This window comes from Bacillus sp. BC05(2025) (assembly GCF_056725905.1).
Window position 1 is genome coordinate 15,510 of sequence record NZ_JBWYRA010000012.1, and the last position, 22,043, is coordinate 37,552.

Genomic DNA, 22,043 nt, shown 5'->3' on the forward strand with positions numbered 1-22,043 from the left:
CCCACCTAACTTCTTTGCTTTCGCTGCATTTTGAGGTAGGGGTCTTACTGCCCATTAAAGTGGGATAAAAAAAGACTGCCATATTTCGGCAGTCTTAGTCGATAAATTCAAATTCATATTCAAGAATTTTTACAATATCTCCGTCTTTCGCACCACGTGCACGAAGAGCTTCATCAATACCCATTCCGCGCATTTGACGAGCGAAACGACGTACAGATTCATCACGTGAGAAGTCTGTCATCTTGAATGTTTTCTCGATATCGTAACCAGAGATAACAAACGTGCCATCACTTTCACGTGTAATTTCAAATTTAACACCTTCAGTCTCAAGTTTGTACATTACACTTGTATCAGACTCATCCGCAACTTCATGTATTGGGAATTCTGGTGTTGTTTCTATTAAGTTCGCTACTTCAAACAGTAAGTCACGAACCCCTTGTTTCGTTACAGCTGAGATTGGGAAGATTTTTACTTCGTCTCCCACTTTCTCTTTAAATGCTTGTAAGTTTTCTTCTGCATCTGGCATATCCATTTTGTTTGCAACAACAACTTGTGGACGCTCCGTTAAGCGAAGATTGTATTCTTTTAATTCATTATTAATCGTTACGTAATCTTCATATGGATCACGGCCTTCTAAACCAGACATATCAACAACATGCACGATTACACGTGTACGCTCGATATGACGTAAGAATTGGTGTCCAAGTCCGACGCCGGCATGTGCACCTTCAATTAGTCCAGGAAGGTCAGCCATAACGAAGCTGCGGTTATCACCAGTTTCAACAACACCAAGATTTGGAACGATTGTTGTGAAGTGATACTCTGCAATTTTCGGACGTGCTGATGATACGACAGATAATAATGTAGATTTACCTACACTTGGGAATCCAACAAGTCCAACGTCTGCTAGTACTTTAAGTTCTAGAATGACATCACGCTCTTGACCTGGTTCCCCGTTCTCAGCGATTTCTGGCGCTGGATTCGTAGCTGTTGCGAAACGTGAGTTACCACGGCCACCACGGCCACCTTTTGCAATTACAGCAGTTTGTCCATGCGTTACTAAATCGGCAAGAATTTGACCAGTTTTTTCATCTTTTACTACTGTTCCTGGAGGAACCTTTACAAGTAAATCTTCAGATTTACGTCCATGTTGCCCTTTACTCATTCCGTGCTGACCGCGATCAGCTTTGAAATGACGTTGGTAGCGGAAGTCCATTAATGTACGTAAGCCTTCCTCAACAACGAAAACAACATCTGCACCTTTACCACCGTCGCCACCTGCTGGGCCACCTTTTGGAACATACTTCTCACGACGATACGCAACCATTCCGTTACCACCGTCGCCGCCTTTTACATATATCTTGACCTGATCTACAAACATTATTTCACCACACTTTTTTCAATTGGTTGTAATATAACTGAGACTTCTTCGTCTCTTACTGTATAAGAAATGGAATACCATTTATTGTTTTGGTTCGCAAGCCAATTCTGTAGTTCTTCTACACTCGTTAGCTTACCACGAAAATCAAAAAAGAAACGAGCATTCTCCGCGTCACATTCAATTGTGATACAAACATAATTTTCAACATATACGTCTAAACTATGCTGAAGCATTGAGAAAAATTGATTCGTCCATGTACATACAGTCTCATCTAAGTGAGATAAGTTATGTAATTTCCCTAATACTTCGTACTCCAATAAGCACGGCTGCTGTTTCCAATTATATGTTAAAATCCACTCTGAAAATAAAGGCATTGATAGCCCCATCAGATTGGATTCTTGTCTCGCTTCTTGGACAAAACGATCGATGAGACTATGAATTTCTTCCACTTTTCCAAGGGAAAGGTTTCCTTTCACCATCTGCATACGATTGAGCCAATCATGTCTCGAATGGCGCAATGCATCTATAATTGTCCATTTTTTATTCATTTAGATACCCCTTAATATAGAAAAACTCTAACCTGCACTCAGGTTAGAGTTTTCCGTGAGTTCTTATGCTTCTTGAGCAACAGGATATACGCTCACTTGTTTGCGGTCACGGCCAAGACGCTCGAAGCGTACTACGCCGTCAACTTTCGCGTATAGAGTGTCATCGCCACCACGACCAACGTTAACACCTGGATAAATTTTTGTACCGCGTTGACGGTAAAGAATTGAACCACCTGAAACCGTTTGACCATCTGCGCGTTTAGCACCAAGACGTTTTGACTGAGAGTCACGACCGTTCTTTGTACTACCTACACCTTTCTTAGATGCGAAAAACTGAAGATCTAATCTTAACATACGTTACACCTCCTGCACTTTTTCTATTAAACGGATATACTTTCCGTAATCAAGTTCGATCGTCTTAAGCGAAACAACCAATCCTTCTAAAAGTATCTGTGCTTTTTCCATTGTATGAACGTCTAAATCATTAGGCAATTCATACGTTAAGAATCCGCCATCACTTCCGAGTTCAATAGTTGCCTGCACATTACAAAGTTCTTCCACAGCATTTATGGAACCAAACACAACCGCTGTAGTTCCAGCACAGACAAGGTCTTGTCCATGTGGCGCATAATCGGCATGTCCAGTCATTTTAAATGATTGGATACTTCCTAATTTCGTGCGACTTATCGTAATTTTAATCATGTTAACCAGAATTAAGCGTTGATAGCTTCAACAACTAGCTTAGTGTAAGGTTGACGATGACCTTGTTTCTTACGATTGTTCTTTTTCGCTTTGTATTTGAAAACGATGATTTTCTTAGCGCGACCGTGTTTCTCAACTTTCGCAGTAACTGTTGCACCTTCTACAACTGGGCTACCAACTTTCACGTTTTCTCCACCAACGAAAAGAACTTTGTCAAAAGTAACAGTTTCACCAGCTTCAACATCTAATTTTTCAATGTAGATTTCTTGACCAGCTTCAACTTTGATTTGTTTTCCACCTGTTTCGATAATTGCGTACATACTTGCACCTCCTCTTAATTACTAAGACTCGCCAAAAACGAGGTAGACATACATGCCTTTAAGGAACCTGTCTTGTGCGGTTGTAGCATATAGCCGTTTAGGTGCTATAAACTATAACATAAAGATGTTACCATAATTCATTGACTATTGTCAATGAAACTTCTACTAACTATTTTTTCCGTTCTATAATTTCTTTTTTACTTCCAAAACGGATAATAGCGTACTTTTCGATCATATCATCTTTGAAATAAATTTCAAATGGAATATTTTTTTGTAATTCTTTTTGCAAAAATTGTTTTTGCAGTTCTTTAGGTGCAGCGATTAATACAGCCTCATCTTCTATATTGCCATATGTAATTAACTCTCTCTCTAACTCATACGCAATTGTTTCATATGACATCACATAACCCGTCGCTTTGCACGGTACACACTCTTCTAGTAGTACGTCGCGTAAAGAATGTTTTTTACGTTTACGTGTCATCTCTAAAATCCCTAACTCTGTAAACCCAAGCACTCTTGTATATGTGCGATCATTTTGCATAGCAGCGATGAGACATTCTCTTATCTTTTCTTTATCTTCTCTTCTTTTCATATTAATGAAATCAATTAATATCATACCACCGATATCACGCAGTCTTAATTGACGTGCAATCTCTTCAGCTGCCAATTCATTTGTACGAAGGACTGTATCTTGTAAATTCTGTTTTCCAGTAAACTTGCCCGTATTCACATCAATTACAGTCATCGTCTCCATTTGTTCCACAATTAAATACGCACCATTCGGAAGCCACACTATCTTTTGAAGTGCTTTCTCGATTTCACGCTCTATTCCAAAATGGCTAAACATTGAAGATTTTTCATTATAATAAGATACTTTTTCTTCCCCAATTTTTTCTTCTAATTCTTTTACTATACTTCTTGTATCTACAACTACTTTTTCAATCGTTTCAATTGGATTCTCTTGAAATACGCGATCTAAAAAGGTGGCCGGTCGATGAAGTAATAACGGTGCCTTTCCTTGCCCCTCTTTTCTTTTTAACTCTTCATATAACTGTTGTAACTTTTGCATTTCAGCTTGTATTTCTTCAATTTCTCCTTTTTCAGAAGCAGAGCGGAATATGTATCCACCTGTCCCTTCTACTTCAATTTGGAGTAGTTGTTGCCTTCTTTTATTATCTTTTATTTTCCGAGAAACCGCACGCATTTCATCATACGGCATATAAACGACATATTTCCCGGTAAATTCTATATTCGCTGTCAATTTCGGTCCTTTCGTATCAATTGCCTCTTTCACAACTTGTACGAGTACCGCTTGCCCTTCATGTATACGATAAGAAGACGGTACATCATCGTATGAAAGATACGCATGTTTTTCTAAACCAATATTTACAAAAGCTGCGTTCATTCCAGCAATCGTTCTTACAATACGTCCAACATAAATATGCCCAACAATCTCTTGTTCTTCATTTCGCTTCCATAAAAACTCAACAATTTTTTTCTTCTCTTCAATTGCAACGCGTTTTTCCGATCCAGCGTAGTTCATATATAACGTTTTCAAAATTCTTTCCTCACTTTATAATCATCTTTGCTTTTACAATAATAAAAGGTTAGTGCTATCGTCAACACTAACCGATTAATTCTTCGACAGATGAAGTTGTTCGTTTTTCAGTAAAATACGCATAGAGCAGTTCATTTTCATCCAATGTGTAATGTTCTTTATATTTTCCACGGACGATTATAGAGTGCTTATACCCTCTACGAAATTTTGTGAATATCTTATATAAATGATCTTCTGATTGCACTTCAATAGGTGCGATCTTTTCAATTCCTCTTTTGTTCCCATAATAACGTTCTAATAAAAAACGCATAAAGGCATACCGTCTTTGTTTCCACTCTTGATATAACGACACCGCTAAAAATATGAGTAACACCCACATCATAATATTGTTACTATTCCAAAGTAACTGCCACACCAGTATTACACTAAAAAAAACACATGATAATTTCATCATCTTTTCATGTGCCTGTAAATAAGGAAAACGATATGATAATACGTTAAACAATACTTTCCCACCATCAAGCGGCCAAATAGGCAGTAAATTAAACGCTAAAATAATTATATTATTCCACATAAAGAAATAATATAAATCCGCATGAAGCCAACCAGCTTCAAACAACATATAGCCTACTACCATCATCCAAATGTGTTGAATAGGTCCTGCAATTACGACGACAAGTTCTTCTTTCAATGATTTATTTCCATGTTCCTCGAGCTCAGCTACACCACCAAACGGTAAAAGTTCAATCTTTTTAATACGCCAATTATAATGTGCCGCTGCAAAAGCATGCCCAAGTTCATGGATAAGAACGATACAAAATAACAGTAGCAACTCTTTAAAACGAGCCGTAAAAATACCAATGACAATAATAACCCAAAACAACGGATGCACTGAAATTTTCGTTAAAACATCTCTATATTTAATCAAACGAAATCACCTGAATCGGATCAATAAATTTTTCATTCTTTTTTATCGCAAAATAAAACTTACCATTTTTATTATTTGTATCATTATTTACCGTTCCAATTTTTTGTTTCTTTGAAACGTAATCATATAATTTCACTGACATATCATTTAAGTTTGCATACCATGACTCCGTGCCGTCTGCATGTTGAATTTGAACTGTATTACCAAGTTCCTCTTTCTTGCCTGCAAAAACAACTAGCCCTTCATTTACTGACTCAACAGTTGCATTTGTAGCTGTTTGGACAAATACACCTTGGCCATTTTTTTGAAACCCTTGCATTACCTTTCCGGAAGCAGGAATCGCATAATCTTTTTGCTGAATCGGCCCTTCTTTTTTCTCATTTGGCGAATAAAATACGAGAGGTTTTCCAAACTGCTTTTCGTACCATTTCGCTACAGTAGCAAACTGAAACTCTTCTTTCATCACTTTTTCTGTAACAGCTTTAGCACCGTCAAAAGAAGAGGGTGCATTCTTATATAAAATAGCGATAGAAAGAACTAATATTGCTGATAATAAAACTTTGAAGAAAAACACTTCTTTTCGAAATAAAGGATGAATTTCCTTTTCTCCATCCTCAATAAATACTGTTTCATTATCAAAATTCCCTCCAGCGAAATACTGCTCTTCCTCCATCCTTTCTTGCTCTGCCTTCCTTTTCGCAATCCGTTTTTTAATTTCTTCTACACGTCTATTCTTCATACTGTCTCCTTTCCTTCATTAAGCTAATTTAAATAGAAACAGTTGTATACAGTTTGTACATATGTATGAGCTAGGAAAGGAAGATATTCGTGTGAAGAAAAAAGAAAGCACTCCGCAAATATGCGAAGTGCTTTTAACGGATTCCAAAGAAGTTTTTCACCTTTGTAAATACCGATACCTTTTCTTGTTCAAATGCTTGTAATGGGACATTCTCGCCCAACAAACGTCTTGCAATATTACGATAAGCTAACGCTGCTTTTCCGGTCGGTTGCAACGCTACAGGTTCACCTGTATTTGTAGCACGAATAACTTCATCATCATCTTCGACAACACCAAGAAGCTCGATTGACAATGTACGTACGATTTCATCAACATCTAACATATCCTGTTCATGAAGCATATGACTACGCACACGATTAATAACAAGTTTCGGTGGTTCAATATCCTCTTTTTCTAAAAGCCCGATAATACGATCCGCATCGCGCATTGAGGATACTTCTGGCGTCGTAACAACAATTGCTTTATCCGCACCAGCTACCGCATTTTTAAATCCCTGCTCAATCCCTGCAGGACAATCAATTAATATGTAATCATAATCTTGACGTAATACTTGTATTAATTCATCCATTTGTTCAGGTGTTACCGCTGATTTATCACTCGTTTGTGCTGCAGGTAATAAATAAAGATCATCAAAACGTTTATCTTTAATAAGAGCCTGAGGTAAACGACAACGCCCTTCAACGACATCAACAAGATCAAATACAATACGATTTTCCAGCCCCATTACTACGTCTAAGTTGCGAAGACCGATATCTGTGTCAATTAAGCACACTTTCTTTCCAGATAACGCTAGGGCTGTACCAATGTTCGCAGACGTTGTAGTTTTACCTACACCGCCTTTTCCAGATGTAATTACTATTGCCTCTCCCACAGCTATACAATTCCCCTTTCTAACTTTGTTAAATTAGGTCTAAGATGAGTGAGAAGTTGCAGTCGATCGACAACAATGTGATTGTTCTCATTAATATACGCACATTCTGCCGCCTCCGCTCCGTCTTCTTTCTCTTCCGGAGCCCGCATTGCCACATCACTAATTCGAAGTTGCATCGGGTTCATAACAGATGCAGCGATTACAGCATCCGAATCCCCATAATACCCAGCATGTGCAATTCCTCTTAATGATCCTACGACAAAAATATTCCCCCCAGCGATAACCGTTCCGCCTGGATTAACATCTCCAATTAACAATAAATTTCCTTTTACATGTAAAACTTGTCCAGAGCGAACAATTTTGGAAATAGGGACAATTTCTGTTTCTTCTTTCCAAGCTATTGCTTCCGCTTTAGTTATAACATCACTTTCAATTGAATCCACAACAAGATTCTTTTTATTACGAATTAACGTACGAATCTCTTCTTGTTGGACTTCTGTTAAATAACGATTTCCCACTTTCACATGCACTTCAATTAAAGAGCGCCCATCACCATCATAGTAATGTGTAGAAAGCTTTTCATCCAGCTCTTTCAGTAACTCAGAGAATGAACAACAATCATCTAAATGAAGTGTTATTCCGTCTTTTGTCCCCTTTATTATTACATTTTGTTGCTTTTTTTCTTCCACTAAAGTTCACCCCACCGATTCAATTCGACATAAAATTAGAAAATCCTTTTTTCTTTTTCTTCCATCGCTTTTGAAAGACGCACTAAATATCGTCTCAGTGGGAAACAAACTATCAATAAGAAAATTGCATTTAGCAATAAAGTAGACAGGAGACGATCTGTGAAAAAGACATACGCCGACATATGAGTACGTCCTAACAAAGTTAAAAATCCATACACATAATACTCTAATGCTACTATGCTAGCTAGTACGATAGAAGCAACAATAAATAAATTCAATTGTAATATCTTCATCACACTATAAACTAAATAAGCTAAAATCGGATACGCAAAAATATATATACCGACAAGTTCTGTGTATACGGTATCAAATAAGAACCCAAATAATAGTCCGTAGTAAATCCCTTGGACCGGACTATAGTACACAGTAACAAAACATAATACAATGATAAAGAAATGAGGTGCTGCTATACTGTTTTTCCAAAAAACTGCTGTTGGAACAATAGTAGCAAACATATTTTCAAATAGAAAAACAAAAAGGAGCAAAAGAGGAAGAGCTGCTCTTTTTAAAATCTTCATCATCTCTTCTCCCCCTCCTATTCTAATGGCGCTGAAGGCATTGCACGTTTCGCAACCATAACATGCTCTACGTCATTCAAATCAGCGGCAGGTTTTACATAAGCTGTTTGTGTTAAACCGTATGGATCCGGCTGAACATCAACGATTTTTCCAATTACAAGACCTTTCGGGAAAATATCACCAAGTCCGGATGTTACAACTAGTTGATCGGCCTTTACTTCTGCATCAGAGCCAATCTTTGTGAAAAGAAGTAAGTGTTTTTCTTTGTCGTAACCTTCAATCAATCCAAAGATTTTCTCATTTCCTTGTACGATAGCAGAAACACGATTTGTTCGGCTCATAGAGCTTAGCAACTCTACTGATGATGTAAACTGAGATACACTTTTCACTCGTCCAACTAGACCTTGTGAAGTTACTACAGCCATATCTTTTTTAATTCCTTGCTGTGCCCCTTTATCAATTCCAACTAAATCGTACCATTTATCTGGATTACGAGAAACGACAGTAGCTGGAATTTCAGTATAATTACTAGGCAACTCTTTTTTACCCGTTAACTCTTGTAACTTCTTTTTATCATCTTCTAATTGCTTTACGTCACCTGATAACTTTGCATAGTTATCTAATTTTGCTTTTAATTCTTTATTCTCTTCATACGTGCGCTTTACATCCTCTACATTTTCGAAGAATCCAGCTACGTATTTCGCTGGCTTTTGGAATACACGTTCTACAACACCGACAGTGTCTTTCACAAACTGCTCTGGCCATGTTAAACTGTTCCGTTCTTTCAATGAGATTCCAATCAATGCCACGAGAAGAATAATACTAACTAACAAAACAATTAATCTTTTGTTTAAGAAAAACTGTGGCACGTTCACACCCTCTTAATTTCATTGATTTTTATTTTGCAATATTATCGAGCAGCAGTTTTGAAAAGATCGATATTGTCTAATGCTTTACCCGTTCCAATTGCTACGCAATCTAATGGGTCTTCTGCAACAAGAACTGGCATATTTGTTTCTTCGCTAATCACTTTATCTAAGTTACGTAGTAATGCTCCGCCACCTGTTAATACGATACCACGGTCCATAATGTCTGCCGCTAATTCAGGTGGAGTTTTCTCTAACGTATTTTTAACAGATTCTACAATTGCATCTACTGTATCTTTTAATGCATCTGCAATTTCTTCTGGTTGAATTAGTACTGTTTTTGGTAAACCACTTACTAAATCACGACCGCGAATTTCCATAGGCTCGATACCTTCTGGCTCGCCTGCAGAACCGATTTCTAATTTTAATGCTTCAGCTGTTCTTTCACCAATCATTAAGTTGTAGCTTTTCTTGATGTACTGAATGATTGAATCGTCCATATCATCACCAGCAACACGAACTGATTGACTTGTTACAATACCACCTAAAGAAATAATCGCAACTTCTGTTGTACCGCCACCAATATCAACAACCATGCTACCAGTTGGTTCCCAAACAGGTAAGTTTGCACCAATTGCTGCTGCAAATGGTTCTTCGATTGGATAAGCATCACGTGCGCCCGCTTGACGAGTCGCATCGATTACTGCACGTCTTTCTACAGCTGTAATACCAGAAGGTACACATACCATTACGTAAGGCTTACGTGAGAAGAATCCATTTGATTTTTGAGCTTGTTGAATGTAATATTTCATCATTGTTGCTGTCGTTTCGTAATCAGCAATTACACCGTCTTTCATCGGGCGAAGTGCCACAACGTTTCCTGGTGTACGACCAATCATTTGTTTTGCATCGCTACCTACAGCAACGATTTGTTTCGTATCAGTTTGTAACGCTACTACTGAAGGTTCACGTAAAACTACACCTTTTCCTTTTACATATACAAGCGTGTTCGCAGTTCCTAAGTCTATTCCAAGATCGCGAGTAAAGCCACCAAATCCAAACATATTATTTATCTTCCTTTCTTGTTTTCACGGACTCATTTTTTCTTACTTTATATTATAAAAACAGTACGTTTTTTATATCTTTATCCTTTTTGTAGATAAATTTCTACAAAAAACTCATAAATCACATTATAAAACAAAATAAGTAAAAAGCATAGTCTTAAATATGACCTTTTTCCTTTAAACTCACGAATTTATGGTCGCCTATTATAATATGGTCAAGCACTTCAATTCCGATAATCCGGCCGCATTCTACTAAGCGTTTTGTTACTTCAATATCTTCTCGGCTCGGCGTGGGGTCTCCTGAGGGATGGTTATGAAGACATATGATAGAGGCTGCTGCACGGCGGAACGCTTCTTTAAACACTTCCCTTGGATGTACAATTGATGTGTTTAAGCTTCCAATGAAAATGGTTTGCCTATGTATAACTTGATTTTTTGTGTTCAAATATAAACATACAAAATGCTCCTGCTGCAGAAAGCGCATTTCTTCCATCATATATCTCGCGCAATCTTCTGGGCTTCGAATGCTATATCTATTTTGATATTCTAAACGCACCATTCTTCTACCGAGTTCAAACGCAGCTATAAGCTGGGTTGCCTTTGCAACCCCAACACCATGTATACTGACAAGCTCCTCTAACGTTGCATCTTTCAACATACGTAAACCATCAAAATGATGTAGAATTTTATCTGATAACTTTAAAACTGTTTCTTCTTTAGAACCTGTTCTGAGTAACACTGCAAGAAGCTCCCGATTCGATAAACTTCCAGCTCCTTCTAACAATAAACGCTCCCGTGGCTGTTCTTCTTTAACAACATCACGAATACCGTTCATTTCTCCACCCCTTTTATTTGTTCTCTCAAAGAAAATCCCATGCAATTTTACGCATGGGTTATATCAGTATTAAATTGTTTTAATTCCCGAACAAGACGTGCAATTGGTAACCCGACTACACTATAGTAGTCCCCTTGAATATGTTGAACAAAAATAGCCCCTTTACCTTGAATGCCATAACTTCCAGCTTTATCTAAAGGCTCTTTTGATGCAACGTATGCGTCAATTTCTTCTTCTGTTAATTCCCAAAACGTAACTTCTGTACGCTCGTAAAAAGTGACCGTTTTGTCTTTTGCTATAATTGCAACACCCGTATACACTTCATGTGTTTTCCCTGATAATAATTGCAACATTTCTTTCGCTTCCGCCTCATTAGAGGGCTTTCCAAGAATACGCGATTCATATGTAACAATTGTGTCTGCACCTAACACAATATAATCACCGTTATTTTCTGCTACTGCAGATGCTTTTTGCAGAGCAAGGGACATAACAATATCAGAAGGTGAGGAATACGCACCAATCGTTTCTTCTACTTCACTTACAATGATTTCAAATGGTACACCCGCTAACTCAAGTAATTCCTTCCTGCGAGGTGATCCTGAAGCTAAAATAATTTTTCTCATATTTTCTCCTTCCTTTCTCACATGAAGCAGAATCATTTACATCAATCGTATCAAAGGAATAGTTTGTCCACAAATGAAAGAAATATTATTTTCTCTAAACAAAATAATATTTCTTTACTAGCATACGATTATATTCCTGCCATAGAGAAAGCACTTTGCTCTAAATTCAAAAGAAAAGAAAGAAGTACCTATACTTCTTCCCTCGTCATTTCATTATCCTATCATTTCGCCTTTTGTGAAACAATTTTTTCATATGAAAGCATACCGTCAATAATAACTTGATTTAATTTCGCCAAAGATTCCTTATCACCTTTTCCATCCTTCACTGTTTGCACAGCTACCGACGTATACATATACAATTTCTTTGCTTCTTCTTGCTTCATACTTTTCCCTTCTTTTTCAATCGCTTTCCACTCTTTTTCAATCGCACCTATATCTTTCGCATCACTTTTCCCACTACCTTGTATGCTAGAAGCATATTTTGCTAAATGAGTATATAATGGCTGTACTTTTGTTAAAAACGACCCAACTTCTTTATTATCTTTCAGTAACGCTTTATCTGTTATATCCCAATCCTTTTTCAATACGGAAACATTATCATTTTTATACTGCGTCACTAATTGGTTTACGCCTTGTTCATCGCTAGCAATACCAACAACTAATGCATACTTATCACCGCTCGGTTTTAAAGCTGCAACGCCTCCATTACCTTTCCACTCTTCAAGAGCGGCCTGTCCCTTTTCTTCAGAAGAATAAACCCCTCCTTGAACAAAAAATAATTTCATTGGATTTAATGACGTTCCTGTCTGCGCTTTTTGTTTTTCCTCTTTTGGTGCTGGTGTTTGTTCTGCCGTTCCACCCGCCTTTGATTCTTCATTTTGCACCTGCTTTGAAGCTGTTACTTCGTTTCCCCCTGTCGCACCTTGTCCTTTCAGTAACTGTAGCATCCCCATCCCAAACGCCGTACCAATAATAATCGCAGTTGCAACGATTGCAATTAACGTATTGCTCCACTGCTTTCGTTTTTTTTCCGTAGACATTACTTTCGCTTTTTGAAATGGAACAACGTTTTTCGGTCTTTCACTCTCTACTACCATCCAGTCAAATTCATCTTTCTTCTTCTCCTCATACTTCGCTTCTGTTCCATTCACTTTCACTGAGATCGTTCGTGATTGCTTGTCCATACACTCACACCTCACCTCTTATCATTGTCCGCATCATACCATATTCATTTCACAAAAAAACGAGATATTTGTCAGAGGAATTCGCCAAATAACCCTATATATTTATCTTATATGTATGCATTTGACTTCATTTGTAGAACAAAAAACTAGATAGCAAAGACTATCTAGTTTTTCTCGCGAATATATTTTCGAACTTCCGAAATGAAGTAAAGAGAACCTGTTATAATAAAAACATCATTTTCTCCAATCATTTCAATCTTCTTATCAATTGCTTCTTTCCAATTTTCAAAAACTAACTTTGATTCTTTCTTTGAATACGACGCAAGCTCGCCTGCTGAAATCGCACGATCAAAGGCGAATGTTGTAAAAACAATTTCATCGGCGATGGTTTCTAATTGACCTACCATATTATGCAATTGTTTATCACCAAGAGCAGTAAATAAAACTATTACATTTTTATCTTTGTAATGTGATTCTACCGTTTTTACAAGGCTTTCAATACCTTCTGGGTTATGAGCACCATCTATAATAATATCTGGATTACTTTGCAATTTTTCAAAGCGCCCAACCCAATACGCTTCCTGTAATCCCGTTCTTATTTCTTCTTCCTCAATTAAAAATGATAAATATGTTTTTACATACATGACTGCCATAAGTGCAAGTGCTGCGTTCCCTACTTGATGGCTGCCTTTCATTGTGATTCGCACATCTTCAAAAGAGGCGAAAGGACAAATGAAATCAAATTGTTCTCCATCTTCACTAGACTGTTTATGTAACACTGTAAAATGATTGCCCATCTCATATAAGTTTGCATGATTTTCCTTTGCAACCTTTTGAATGACTTGCAACGCTTCCTCATCTTGCACACCAGTAATAACCGGAACACCAGACTTAATAATTCCCGCCTTTTCATATGCAATTTCTCCTAGTGTATTACCTAAAATATGCATATGATCATGGCCTATATTTGTAATAATCGTGAGAACAGGATGAATCACATTCGTAGAATCAAAGCGCCCTCCAAGCCCTGTTTCAAATAAAACAACATCACAGAAATTAACTTTACCGAAATAACAAATTGCCATAACAGTAATAATTTCAAACTCGGTCGCTTCCCCTAAATCTGTCTCATCTAGCTTTTCAACGACTGGCTTTACCATCTTTACAAGTTCAGTAATCTCTTCATCTGCAATTGGTGTGCCGTTCACACTAATGCGTTCGTTAAATGTCTCAATATAAGGGGAGGTAAATGTCCCTACCTTATATTTTGCGTCTTCTAACATATAGCGCATATATGTTAACGTTGAACCTTTTCCATTTGTACCAGCAAGATGAACACATTTTATGTGACGTTCTGGATTTCCTAGTTCTTCTAGCATCCATCTCATTCTTTCTAATCCTGGTTTAATACCAAACTTCAATCGACTATGAATCCACCCTATCGCTTCTTCGTATGTATGTATCACGTATGCTTTCCCCTTTCAAAAGACAACCTTCATACCCCTATTATACGCAAAGAAAAGAGACTCACCAATATAGTGAGTCTCTAAAAAGCATTTTATTTCTCAAGATCTGCTAGACGTTGGCGAACTGCTTCGCGTTTTTCTAGGTAATCTTGCTCTTTCGCACGCTCTCCTTCAATAACTGCTGCAGGAGCTTTTGCTACGAAACCTTGGTTTGAAAGTTTCTTCTGTACACGTTCTACTTCTTTGTCGAACTTCTCAAGTTCTTTCTCAAGACGCGCTCTCTCTTCATCAAGATTGATAAGATCAGCTAACGGTAAGAATAACTCTGCACCTGTTACGATTGCAGTCATTGCTTTTTCTGGCGCTTGCAAGTCCGTTTGAATTGTTAATTCGCTTGGGTTACAGAAACGCTCAATGTAAGAGCTGTTTTTCGTAAGTTGAGCAAGTACAGCCTCGTCTTTTGCTTTAATTTGCATTTGAACTTTTTTGCTCATTGGCGTATTAACTTCTGCACGGATGTTACGAACAGAGCGAATGATATCAACTAGAAGGTGCATTTCTGCTGCAGCTTCTGTATCTTGTAAATCTTCGCGAACTGTTGGCCACGCTGCTACTGTAATAGATTCGCCTTCGTGCGGTAAATGTTGCCAAATCTTCTCTGTTACGAATGGCATGAATGGGTGTAATAGACGCATTGTTTGGTCTAATACGTAAGCTAAAATAGAACGAGTTGTTTTCTTAGCTGCTTCATCTTCACCGTATAGAGGAAGTTTCGCCATCTCAATGTACCAGTCACAGAAATCGTCCCAAATGAAGTTGTATAATGAACGACCAGCTTCACCGAACTCATATTTATCCATGTTACGTGTTACGCTTTCGATCGTTTCATTTAAGCGAGTTAAAATCCACTTGTCTGCAACTGATTTTTCACCAGTTAAATCGATTTCTTCATACTTCATATCATCCATGTTCATTAATACGAAACGTGATGCATTCCAAATTTTATTAATGAAGTTCCAAGTAGATTCTACTTTTTCCATGCTGAAACGTAAGTCTTGACCTGGTGCACTTCCCGTTGATAAGAAGAAACGCATTGCATCTGCACCGTACTTCTCGATAACTTCCATTGGGTCAATACCGTTACCAAGAGATTTACTCATTTTACGTCCTTGCTCATCACGAACTAAACCGTGAATTAATACATCTTTAAATGGACGCTCGCCTGTAAACTCTAAACCTTGGAAAATCATACGAGATACCCAGAAGAAGATGATGTCATAACCCGTTACTAGTGCATCTGTTGAATAGTAACGTTTGAAATCTGCTGCATCTTCATTTGGCCAACCAAGTGTTGAGAATGGCCATAGTGCTGAGCTGAACCATGTATCAAGTACGTCATTATCTTGATTCCAGTTTTCAATATCTGCTGGTGCTTCTGTACCTACGTATACTTCACCAGTTTCTTTATGATACCAAGCTGGAATGCGGTGTCCCCACCATAATTGACGAGAGATACACCAGTCGTGAATGTTTTCCATCCAACGTAAATATGTGTTTTCGAAACGCTCTGGTACGAACGTTACTTTCTCTTCTTCTTTTTGCTGAAGTGCTACTGCCTTCTCAGCAAGTGGAGCCATTTTTACGAACCATTGTGTTGATAAATAAGGCTCAACAACTGCACCACTACGCTCACTATGACCTACTGAATGCATATGAGGCTCGATTTCTACTAATACGCCCGCTTCTTGTAAATCTTTTACTAAAGCTTTACGGCATTCGAAACGATCCATGCCGTTATACTTACCAGCTTTTTCGTTCATCGATCCATCTTCGTTCATTACTAAGATACGTGGTAAATCATGACGGTTACCCACTTCAAAGTCATTTGGGTCATGAGCTGGTGTAATTTTTACAACACCTGTTCCGAAATCTTTTTCTACATACTCGTCAGCAATAATCGGAATCTCACGGCCTACGATTGGAAGTGTAACTGTTTTTCCGATTAAATGCTTGTAACGATCGTCTTCTGGATGAACCGCTACTGCTGTATCACCAAGCATCGTTTCTGGACGAGTTGTTGCAAGACGAATATGACCAGAACCATCTGTTAACGGATAGTTCATATGGTAGAATGCACCTTGAACTTCTTTATGAATTACTTCAATATCAGAAAGAGCTGTGCGTGTTGCTGGATCCCAGTTGATAATATATTCACCACGGTAAATTAAGCCTTTTTCGTATAATTGAACGAATACTTTATTAACCGCATCAGATAAACCTTCGTCTAATGTGAAACGTTCACGAGAATAGTCTAGTCCTAAACCAACTTTTCCCCATTGTTGACGAATGTGAGAAGCGTATTCTTCTTTCCACTCCCAAGCTTTTTCAAGAAATTTCTCACGGCCAAGATCGTAACGTGAAATACCTTCTTCACGAAGTTTTCCTTCTACTTTCGCTTGTGTTGCGATACCCGCATGGTCCATTCCTGGAAGCCATAATACATCGTAACCTTGCATACGCTTCGTACGAGTTAAAATATCTTGAAGAGTTGTATCCCAAGCGTGACCTAAGTGTAACTTACCAGTTACGTTCGGAGGTGGAATTACAATTGTATACGGTTGTTTCTTCTCGTCTCCTGTTGCTTCAAAATATTTGCCTTCTAGCCACCACTGATAAAGGCCTTCTTCAACGGACATATGATCATATTTAGTTGGTAAATTTTTTTCCGTGTTTGACATTATTTTCCCTCCTTAAAATAAAAAATGCCCCTCATCCAAAAAAGGACGAGGGACATCGCGGTACCACCTTTATTTACAAACAAATTCAGAATTTGCTTATACTCTTAATTTGATAACGGACAAATCCGTCTTTTCCTAATAAGAACTATTCCGTTCAGAAAAGATGCTCCAGGGCTACCTTCTAACATAACTATCTAGAGAATCTCCCAGCTAATGATTCTCCTCTCTGAAGACGTTTCTTGTTATACTCTTCCCCTTCAAGGCATTTATATGATTGTTAATTATTATATACAATAGTGTAAAAAACGAAACCTTATTCGTCAAGATAAATTTAAGACTACGAATTTTTTGAAGCACAAAAAAGATAAGTAGAGAATGCTACTTATCTTTTTACCCGTTCCCTTGCTGGGCAGCTTGTAATTGCGAAAGGAAATATTCTATATTGCTAACGAGCCAATGTGCTTGTTGCAAACTCTTTACTCCGAGAAGTTCATTTTCCTCATTACGGCTCTCTCTTCTTTTTTTATAAGACTGGATTTGCCGAATAAATTGCGATGGATACGTCATATACGCAAACATGAGTAGTTGCTCTTCTTTCGTAAAAGGGAAATTTTTTTGATACATTTGATACCATTCAAACCGATCACTTCGCGCAATTGGATATGTGTTTAACGACCGAGAATAGAACCCTACAATATCTTGCACTGGTGTTGCAAACTTCGATTTTTCTAAACTAATAAAATAGCCATTCCGTTCATAATCAAATAAAAAATGATTAAGTGATACATTGCCATGCACAAAAGTAATACGTGTTTTGTCTTTTTCTTTCATCGCGTCGTTCCACTCTTTTAATTGCTTCGTTGCAAACTCACGGGCTCTCATTACATGATGATAGTACGTACAATATTGCAATTCAAACGGAGACATATACCATTTCGCTTCCGATTCTACAAGAAACTCTTCTAACATCTCACCATCGTTTTCCCAGCGATCGGATATATTCGTATAATGTTTCTCTAAATCTTCTTCAGTATACGTTTCTTCTTTTACCGTTTTTTGATGCAACGTTCCGAGGGTCTGAAACATTTTATGGTATTGATCATTATCCTCGCCGTTTCCTTCCGCACGTTCTAACCACGGCATTAAATAATAGTTATACGTACCATCACTTAAAATATAATTTCCATCCGTCGCATGGTATATAGGTACATAATTTGAGAAACCTTTCTCTTTCAAATATTGAATATGGTGCAAAAAGTTATTCCGCTCTAACTTCCTGCCTTCTATTTTCTTGAGCGCATATGGACCTTGATTCGTATAAATTTTCGTTACACTTCCGTGCTCTTCCATATGCTGCGTATCCAATTTATATTGCCTTATAATGGGTTCATAGCGATTTCGTAATTCCATATCCATACGAATAACCCTTTCTATTCAAAACATAGCCTTTAGAAAAATAAGTGAGTGAAACCACTCACTTATTTCGTTTTTGCTCTTGAAACAGGAATATAAATAATTTGTCCTGTAGTTAAATATATATCTTCTGTTTGATTGACACGGTATAAGTTTTGTACAGATGTTTCATAACGTTCTGCAACAGATTCAATCGTATCTCCTTCTTGCACAAAATACATTCGTAACTTTGTAAATTCTTCTTCTGGTTCTTTCGTAAATAATTTCGTTAAATAAAGCGCATTTTCATCGCGCTGTGAATACGTTTCCTCTTCTTGTACTTCTTGTTTTTTCGCTTGTTCTTTCTTGAAATCTTTTCGTCCGAACAATTCAAATTGTGGCGTTGTTTCTTTCTCCTCTTCACGCTCTACAAATTCATGTTCTTCTATTTCCTCTTCTTCTACTTCCTGCTCTTTTCTTTCTTCTAGTTGGAACGGTTCAAATGCGTAATCTTCCCACTCATCTGATTCCTTATAGGCTGGCTCTTCGACTTGCGGCGTCGGTCTAGTTTCATACTCTTGAGCTGAATCATCTTCTAACTCAGCATACGCCGTTTCTTCCTCTTCATCCTCAATTCTTTCTTCATCACATAAACCTGTAATAGATATATCCGCTAATAATTGTAAGCAACCATTTTCCTTCAGTTCATAATCAAATTCCTCGATAGATACATATAGTTCTTCAATTACTTTCACACGGTTTCTTGGGATTGATATTTCAAGCGGAAAGGAATGAACAAGTTCATTAACCCCATCTTCTCTTGTTTCTACATAATCAATGGACTTAGCAGGCGATAGATCTCTTAATGAATAATCTGAATCATCTTGCCGTGCAACATACTCTCCCGTTAAATCTAATTGCCCTCTCACAATAACCTCATGATCAAGCTCTTCTATCTCAACGTCTGGATCTAACGAAATTGACAAAAGTTCTTCGACTTCCTGTCCTTTTTGGAACCAAACAGATTCTTTTAATGAAAAACGTAATGAATGATCTGTTGCCACTTCTTTTCCCCCTCCCAAACTATATGTCATTACAGATTTATGTACGGAATGCTGACTTTATGAATAAAAAAAATCGCTCCCCTTATGGAGAGCGATTTTCTTTATTCAATTAAGCTTTTAATTTTGACATTGCAATTTCAGCCGCTGCGATTGTCGCCTCAATATCTGCATCACTATGTGCTGTCGATAAGAATAAACCTTCGAATTGGGATGGCGGTAAAAATACACCTTGTTCTACCATTTCACGATAGTAAGCCGCAAAGAATTCTAAGTTTGAAGATTTTGCTGCATCGTAATTAATAACTGGTTCATCTGTAAAGAAGATACCAATCATAGAACCCGCACGATTAATATGGTGCGGAATGCCATGTTTTTCAGCCGCTTTACGTAAGCCAGTTTCTAACATTTCAGCTTTACGCTCGAATTCTACATACGATTCTGGCGTTAACTGTACTAACGTTTCATAACCTGCTGCCATGGCTAGTGGGTTACCTGATAAAGTACCTGCTTGATAAATCGGTCCGCTCGGTGCAACTTGGCGCATAATTTCTGCTTTACCACCGTATGCTCCTACCGGTAATCCACCTCCGATTACTTTACCTAAACAAGTTAAATCAGGTGTTACACCGTAATAACCTTGTCCGCAATTATAAGCAACTCGGAATCCTGTCATAACTTCATCAAAAATAAGCAATGCACCATTTTGCTCTGTTACTTCACGAAGACCTTCTAAAAATCCTGGTTGCGGAGGAACAACACCCATATTTCCTGCTACTGGTTCTACAATGACACAAGCAATATCATCACCGAATTGTTCGAAAGCGTATTTCACACTTTCTAAATCGTTATACGCTACAGTAATCGTATTTTTCGCTACACCTTCTGGTACACCAGGGCTATCTGGTAAACCTAGCGTCGCTACACCCGAACCCGCTTTAATTAATAACGAGTCACCATGACCATGGTAACAACCGATAAATTTCAAAATTTTGTTACGGCCTGTATAACCACGAGCTAAACGTAGCGCACTCATTGTCGCTTCTGTTCCAGAGTTAACCATACGTACAATCTCAATTGATGGTACGCGCTCAATAACAAGTTTCGCTAATTTATTTTCAATTTCCGTTGGGGCACCGAAGCTTGTACCTCTTTCAGCAACAGCTTTTAAAGCTTCCACAACACGATCATTTGCATGACCATGAATTAAAGGACCCCATGATAATACGTAATCGATGTATTCATTTCCATCGATATCATATACTTTAGAGCCTTTTCCGCGCTCCATAAACAACGGATTCATACCAACAGACTTAAAGGCACGAACCGGGCTATTTACGCCACCAGGCATTAAATCTTGAGCCTCTTCAAATGCCGCAATCGACTTATCAAACTTTTTCATTATTTAGCGCCTCCTTCTTGTAACCATCTTGCTGCATCTTTCGCATGATACGTAATAATCAAATCTGCTCCTGCACGTTTCATACTAATTAATTTTTCAAGTACAACTTCTTTTTCATTAATCCAACCATTTTGCGCTGCCGCTTTAATCATCGAATACTCACCACTTACGTTATAAGCAACGACTGGTAAATTAAAGTTATTTTTCACATCACGAACGATATCTAAATAAGAAAGAGCTGGCTTTACAATTAAGAAATCTGCCCCTTCCATTACATCTGATTCTGCTTCACGGAATGCTTCCATACGGTTCGCTGGGTCCATTTGATATGTTTTACGATCACCAAATTGCGGTGCACCGTGCGCTGCGTCACGGAATGGTCCGTAAAATGCTGATGAATATTTCACAGCGTACGACATAACTGGTACATGTCCAAAACCATTTTCATCTAATGCATGGCGAATTGCTGTTACAAATCCGTCCATCATATTTGATGGTGCAATAATGTCCGCTCCTGCTTTCGCTTGACTTACAGCTGTTTTTGCAAGAACTGCAAGAGACTCGTCATTTAAAATAATACCATCTTCAATTACCCCGCAATGACCATGGCTTGTGAATTGACATAAACATGTATCCGCAACTACTACTAGGTCAGGGAATTCACCTTTAATTTGCTGAATTGCACGTTGCACAATTCCATGATCACAATATGCTGATGATCCAACTTCATCTTTTTCAGCAGGTAAACCGAATACAATAACAGAGCGAATACCTAAATCAACAACTTCTTGCATTTCAGCTTGCAACAAATCTAAAGACATTTGATATACGCCTGGCATAGAAGGCACTTCATTACGAACATTTTCTCCTTCTAATACAAAAATAGGGTAAATAAAATCTTCCGTATGTAAAAACGTTTCACGCACAAGCGCACGCATATTACCACTTTGTCTTAAGCGACGATGACGATTAAATTGTAAAGAGTTCATAGATTTCTATCCCCATTCTTTTATTTTATCCCGCTATTACGGGCAGTAA

General features: G+C 37.8%; 22 protein-coding genes and 2 other annotated features. All 22 genes read right to left on the reverse strand.

Translation table 11 applies throughout. The annotated features are described in order from the left end of the window. Positions 1-94: 94 nt before the first annotated feature. The 22 genes from obgE to hemB all read right to left on the reverse strand — a co-directional run bounded on the left by obgE (position 95) and on the right by hemB (position 21,994). Positions 95-1,381 carry a GTPase ObgE gene (gene obgE, locus ACZ76X_RS25215; RefSeq protein WP_342715848.1) on the reverse strand — a complete coding sequence of 429 codons (1,287 nt, stop codon included), beginning with the start codon at positions 1,379-1,381 and terminating at the stop codon, positions 95-97. Then, the gene (locus ACZ76X_RS25220; protein WP_088312891.1) at positions 1,381-1,929 is read right to left on the reverse strand and encodes a sporulation initiation phosphotransferase B; all 549 of its coding nucleotides are present in this window, start codon (positions 1,927-1,929) and stop codon (positions 1,381-1,383) included. The genes obgE and ACZ76X_RS25220 overlap by 1 nt, the downstream gene beginning before the upstream one ends. A 63-nt stretch (positions 1,930-1,992) precedes the next feature. Continuing rightward, positions 1,993-2,283, reverse strand: a complete 291-nt coding sequence (gene rpmA, locus ACZ76X_RS25225) for a 50S ribosomal protein L27 (protein WP_000944957.1) — start codon at positions 2,281-2,283, stop codon at positions 1,993-1,995. 3 nt (positions 2,284-2,286) lie between these two features. Further along, positions 2,287-2,631 (reverse strand): ribosomal-processing cysteine protease Prp, encoded by a 345-nt coding sequence (locus ACZ76X_RS25230; RefSeq protein ID WP_098669493.1) that lies wholly within the window; start codon positions 2,629-2,631, stop codon positions 2,287-2,289. 11 nt (positions 2,632-2,642) lie between these two features. After that, entirely contained in the window at positions 2,643-2,951 is a 309-nt protein-coding gene (gene rplU, locus ACZ76X_RS25235; protein WP_000270908.1) for a 50S ribosomal protein L21, read from the reverse strand. Positions 2,952-2,965: 14 nt separating this feature from the next. After that, positions 2,966-3,043 (reverse strand) — a sequence feature (ribosomal protein L21 leader region). A 77-nt stretch (positions 3,044-3,120) separates the two neighbouring features. Further along, the gene (locus tag ACZ76X_RS25240; RefSeq protein WP_479852045.1) at positions 3,121-4,509 is read right to left on the reverse strand and encodes an Rne/Rng family ribonuclease; all 1,389 of its coding nucleotides are present in this window, start codon (positions 4,507-4,509) and stop codon (positions 3,121-3,123) included. A gap of 67 nt (positions 4,510-4,576) precedes the next feature. Continuing rightward, positions 4,577-5,437, reverse strand: coding sequence for a stage IV sporulation intramembrane metalloprotease SpoIVFB (gene spoIVFB / locus ACZ76X_RS25245; protein ID WP_098669491.1), 861 nt, complete (start codon positions 5,435-5,437; stop codon positions 4,577-4,579). Beyond that, on the reverse strand, positions 5,430-6,176 hold the full coding sequence (gene spoIVFA / locus ACZ76X_RS25250; protein WP_479852046.1) for a stage IV sporulation protein SpoIVFA: 747 nt from the start codon (positions 6,174-6,176) through the stop codon (positions 5,430-5,432). The genes spoIVFB and spoIVFA overlap by 8 nt, the downstream gene beginning before the upstream one ends. Positions 6,177-6,309: 133 nt before the next feature. Continuing rightward, positions 6,310-7,107, reverse strand: a complete 798-nt coding sequence (gene minD / locus ACZ76X_RS25255) for a septum site-determining protein MinD (RefSeq protein ID WP_342715856.1) — start codon at positions 7,105-7,107, stop codon at positions 6,310-6,312. Positions 7,108-7,109: 2 nt separating this feature from the next. Then, complete coding sequence (minC, locus tag ACZ76X_RS25260) at positions 7,110-7,796, reverse strand: septum site-determining protein MinC (RefSeq protein ID WP_098669489.1); 687 nt, start codon at positions 7,794-7,796, stop codon at positions 7,110-7,112. Positions 7,797-7,831: 35 nt separating this feature from the next. Continuing rightward, positions 7,832-8,377, reverse strand: a complete 546-nt coding sequence (gene mreD, locus ACZ76X_RS25265; RefSeq protein WP_098669488.1) for a rod shape-determining protein MreD — start codon at positions 8,375-8,377, stop codon at positions 7,832-7,834. Between the two features lie 14 nt (positions 8,378-8,391). Beyond that, on the reverse strand, positions 8,392-9,243 hold the full coding sequence (gene mreC, locus ACZ76X_RS25270; protein ID WP_479852047.1) for a rod shape-determining protein MreC: 852 nt from the start codon (positions 9,241-9,243) through the stop codon (positions 8,392-8,394). Between the two features lie 41 nt (positions 9,244-9,284). After that, positions 9,285-10,304, reverse strand: coding sequence for a cell shape-determining protein MreB (gene mreB / locus ACZ76X_RS25275; RefSeq protein WP_000466737.1), 1,020 nt, complete (start codon positions 10,302-10,304; stop codon positions 9,285-9,287). A gap of 157 nt (positions 10,305-10,461) precedes the next feature. Next, complete coding sequence (gene radC / locus ACZ76X_RS25280) at positions 10,462-11,139, reverse strand: DNA repair protein RadC (protein WP_087957065.1); 678 nt, start codon at positions 11,137-11,139, stop codon at positions 10,462-10,464. A 47-nt stretch (positions 11,140-11,186) separates the two neighbouring features. Then, a complete protein-coding gene (locus ACZ76X_RS25285) occupies positions 11,187-11,762 on the reverse strand; it encodes a Maf family protein (protein WP_479852048.1) in 576 nt (191 codons plus the stop codon). Between the two features lie 221 nt (positions 11,763-11,983). Next, a complete protein-coding gene (locus ACZ76X_RS25290) occupies positions 11,984-12,946 on the reverse strand; it encodes a stage II sporulation protein B (RefSeq protein WP_479852049.1) in 963 nt (320 codons plus the stop codon). A 164-nt stretch (positions 12,947-13,110) separates the two neighbouring features. Then, complete coding sequence (locus tag ACZ76X_RS25295; RefSeq protein WP_479852050.1) at positions 13,111-14,412, reverse strand: bifunctional folylpolyglutamate synthase/dihydrofolate synthase; 1,302 nt, start codon at positions 14,410-14,412, stop codon at positions 13,111-13,113. A 92-nt stretch (positions 14,413-14,504) separates the two neighbouring features. Next, positions 14,505-17,150 (reverse strand): valine--tRNA ligase, encoded by a 2,646-nt coding sequence (locus tag ACZ76X_RS25300; protein ID WP_000072219.1) that lies wholly within the window; start codon positions 17,148-17,150, stop codon positions 14,505-14,507. Positions 17,151-17,188: 38 nt separating this feature from the next. Further along, positions 17,189-17,420 (reverse strand) — a binding site (T-box leader). A 120-nt stretch (positions 17,421-17,540) separates the two neighbouring features. Further along, entirely contained in the window at positions 17,541-18,566 is a 1,026-nt protein-coding gene (gene ysxE, locus ACZ76X_RS25305; protein WP_479852051.1) for a spore coat protein YsxE, read from the reverse strand. Positions 18,567-18,628: 62 nt separating this feature from the next. After that, positions 18,629-19,606 carry a stage VI sporulation protein D gene (spoVID, locus tag ACZ76X_RS25310; RefSeq protein ID WP_098669481.1) on the reverse strand — a complete coding sequence of 326 codons (978 nt, stop codon included), beginning with the start codon at positions 19,604-19,606 and terminating at the stop codon, positions 18,629-18,631. 109 nt (positions 19,607-19,715) lie between these two features. Then, complete coding sequence (hemL, locus tag ACZ76X_RS25315; RefSeq protein ID WP_479852052.1) at positions 19,716-21,005, reverse strand: glutamate-1-semialdehyde 2,1-aminomutase; 1,290 nt, start codon at positions 21,003-21,005, stop codon at positions 19,716-19,718. Beyond that, the gene (gene hemB, locus ACZ76X_RS25320; RefSeq protein ID WP_001087078.1) at positions 21,005-21,994 is read right to left on the reverse strand and encodes a porphobilinogen synthase; all 990 of its coding nucleotides are present in this window, start codon (positions 21,992-21,994) and stop codon (positions 21,005-21,007) included. The genes hemL and hemB overlap by 1 nt, the downstream gene beginning before the upstream one ends. Between the last annotated feature and the right edge of the window lie 49 nt (positions 21,995-22,043).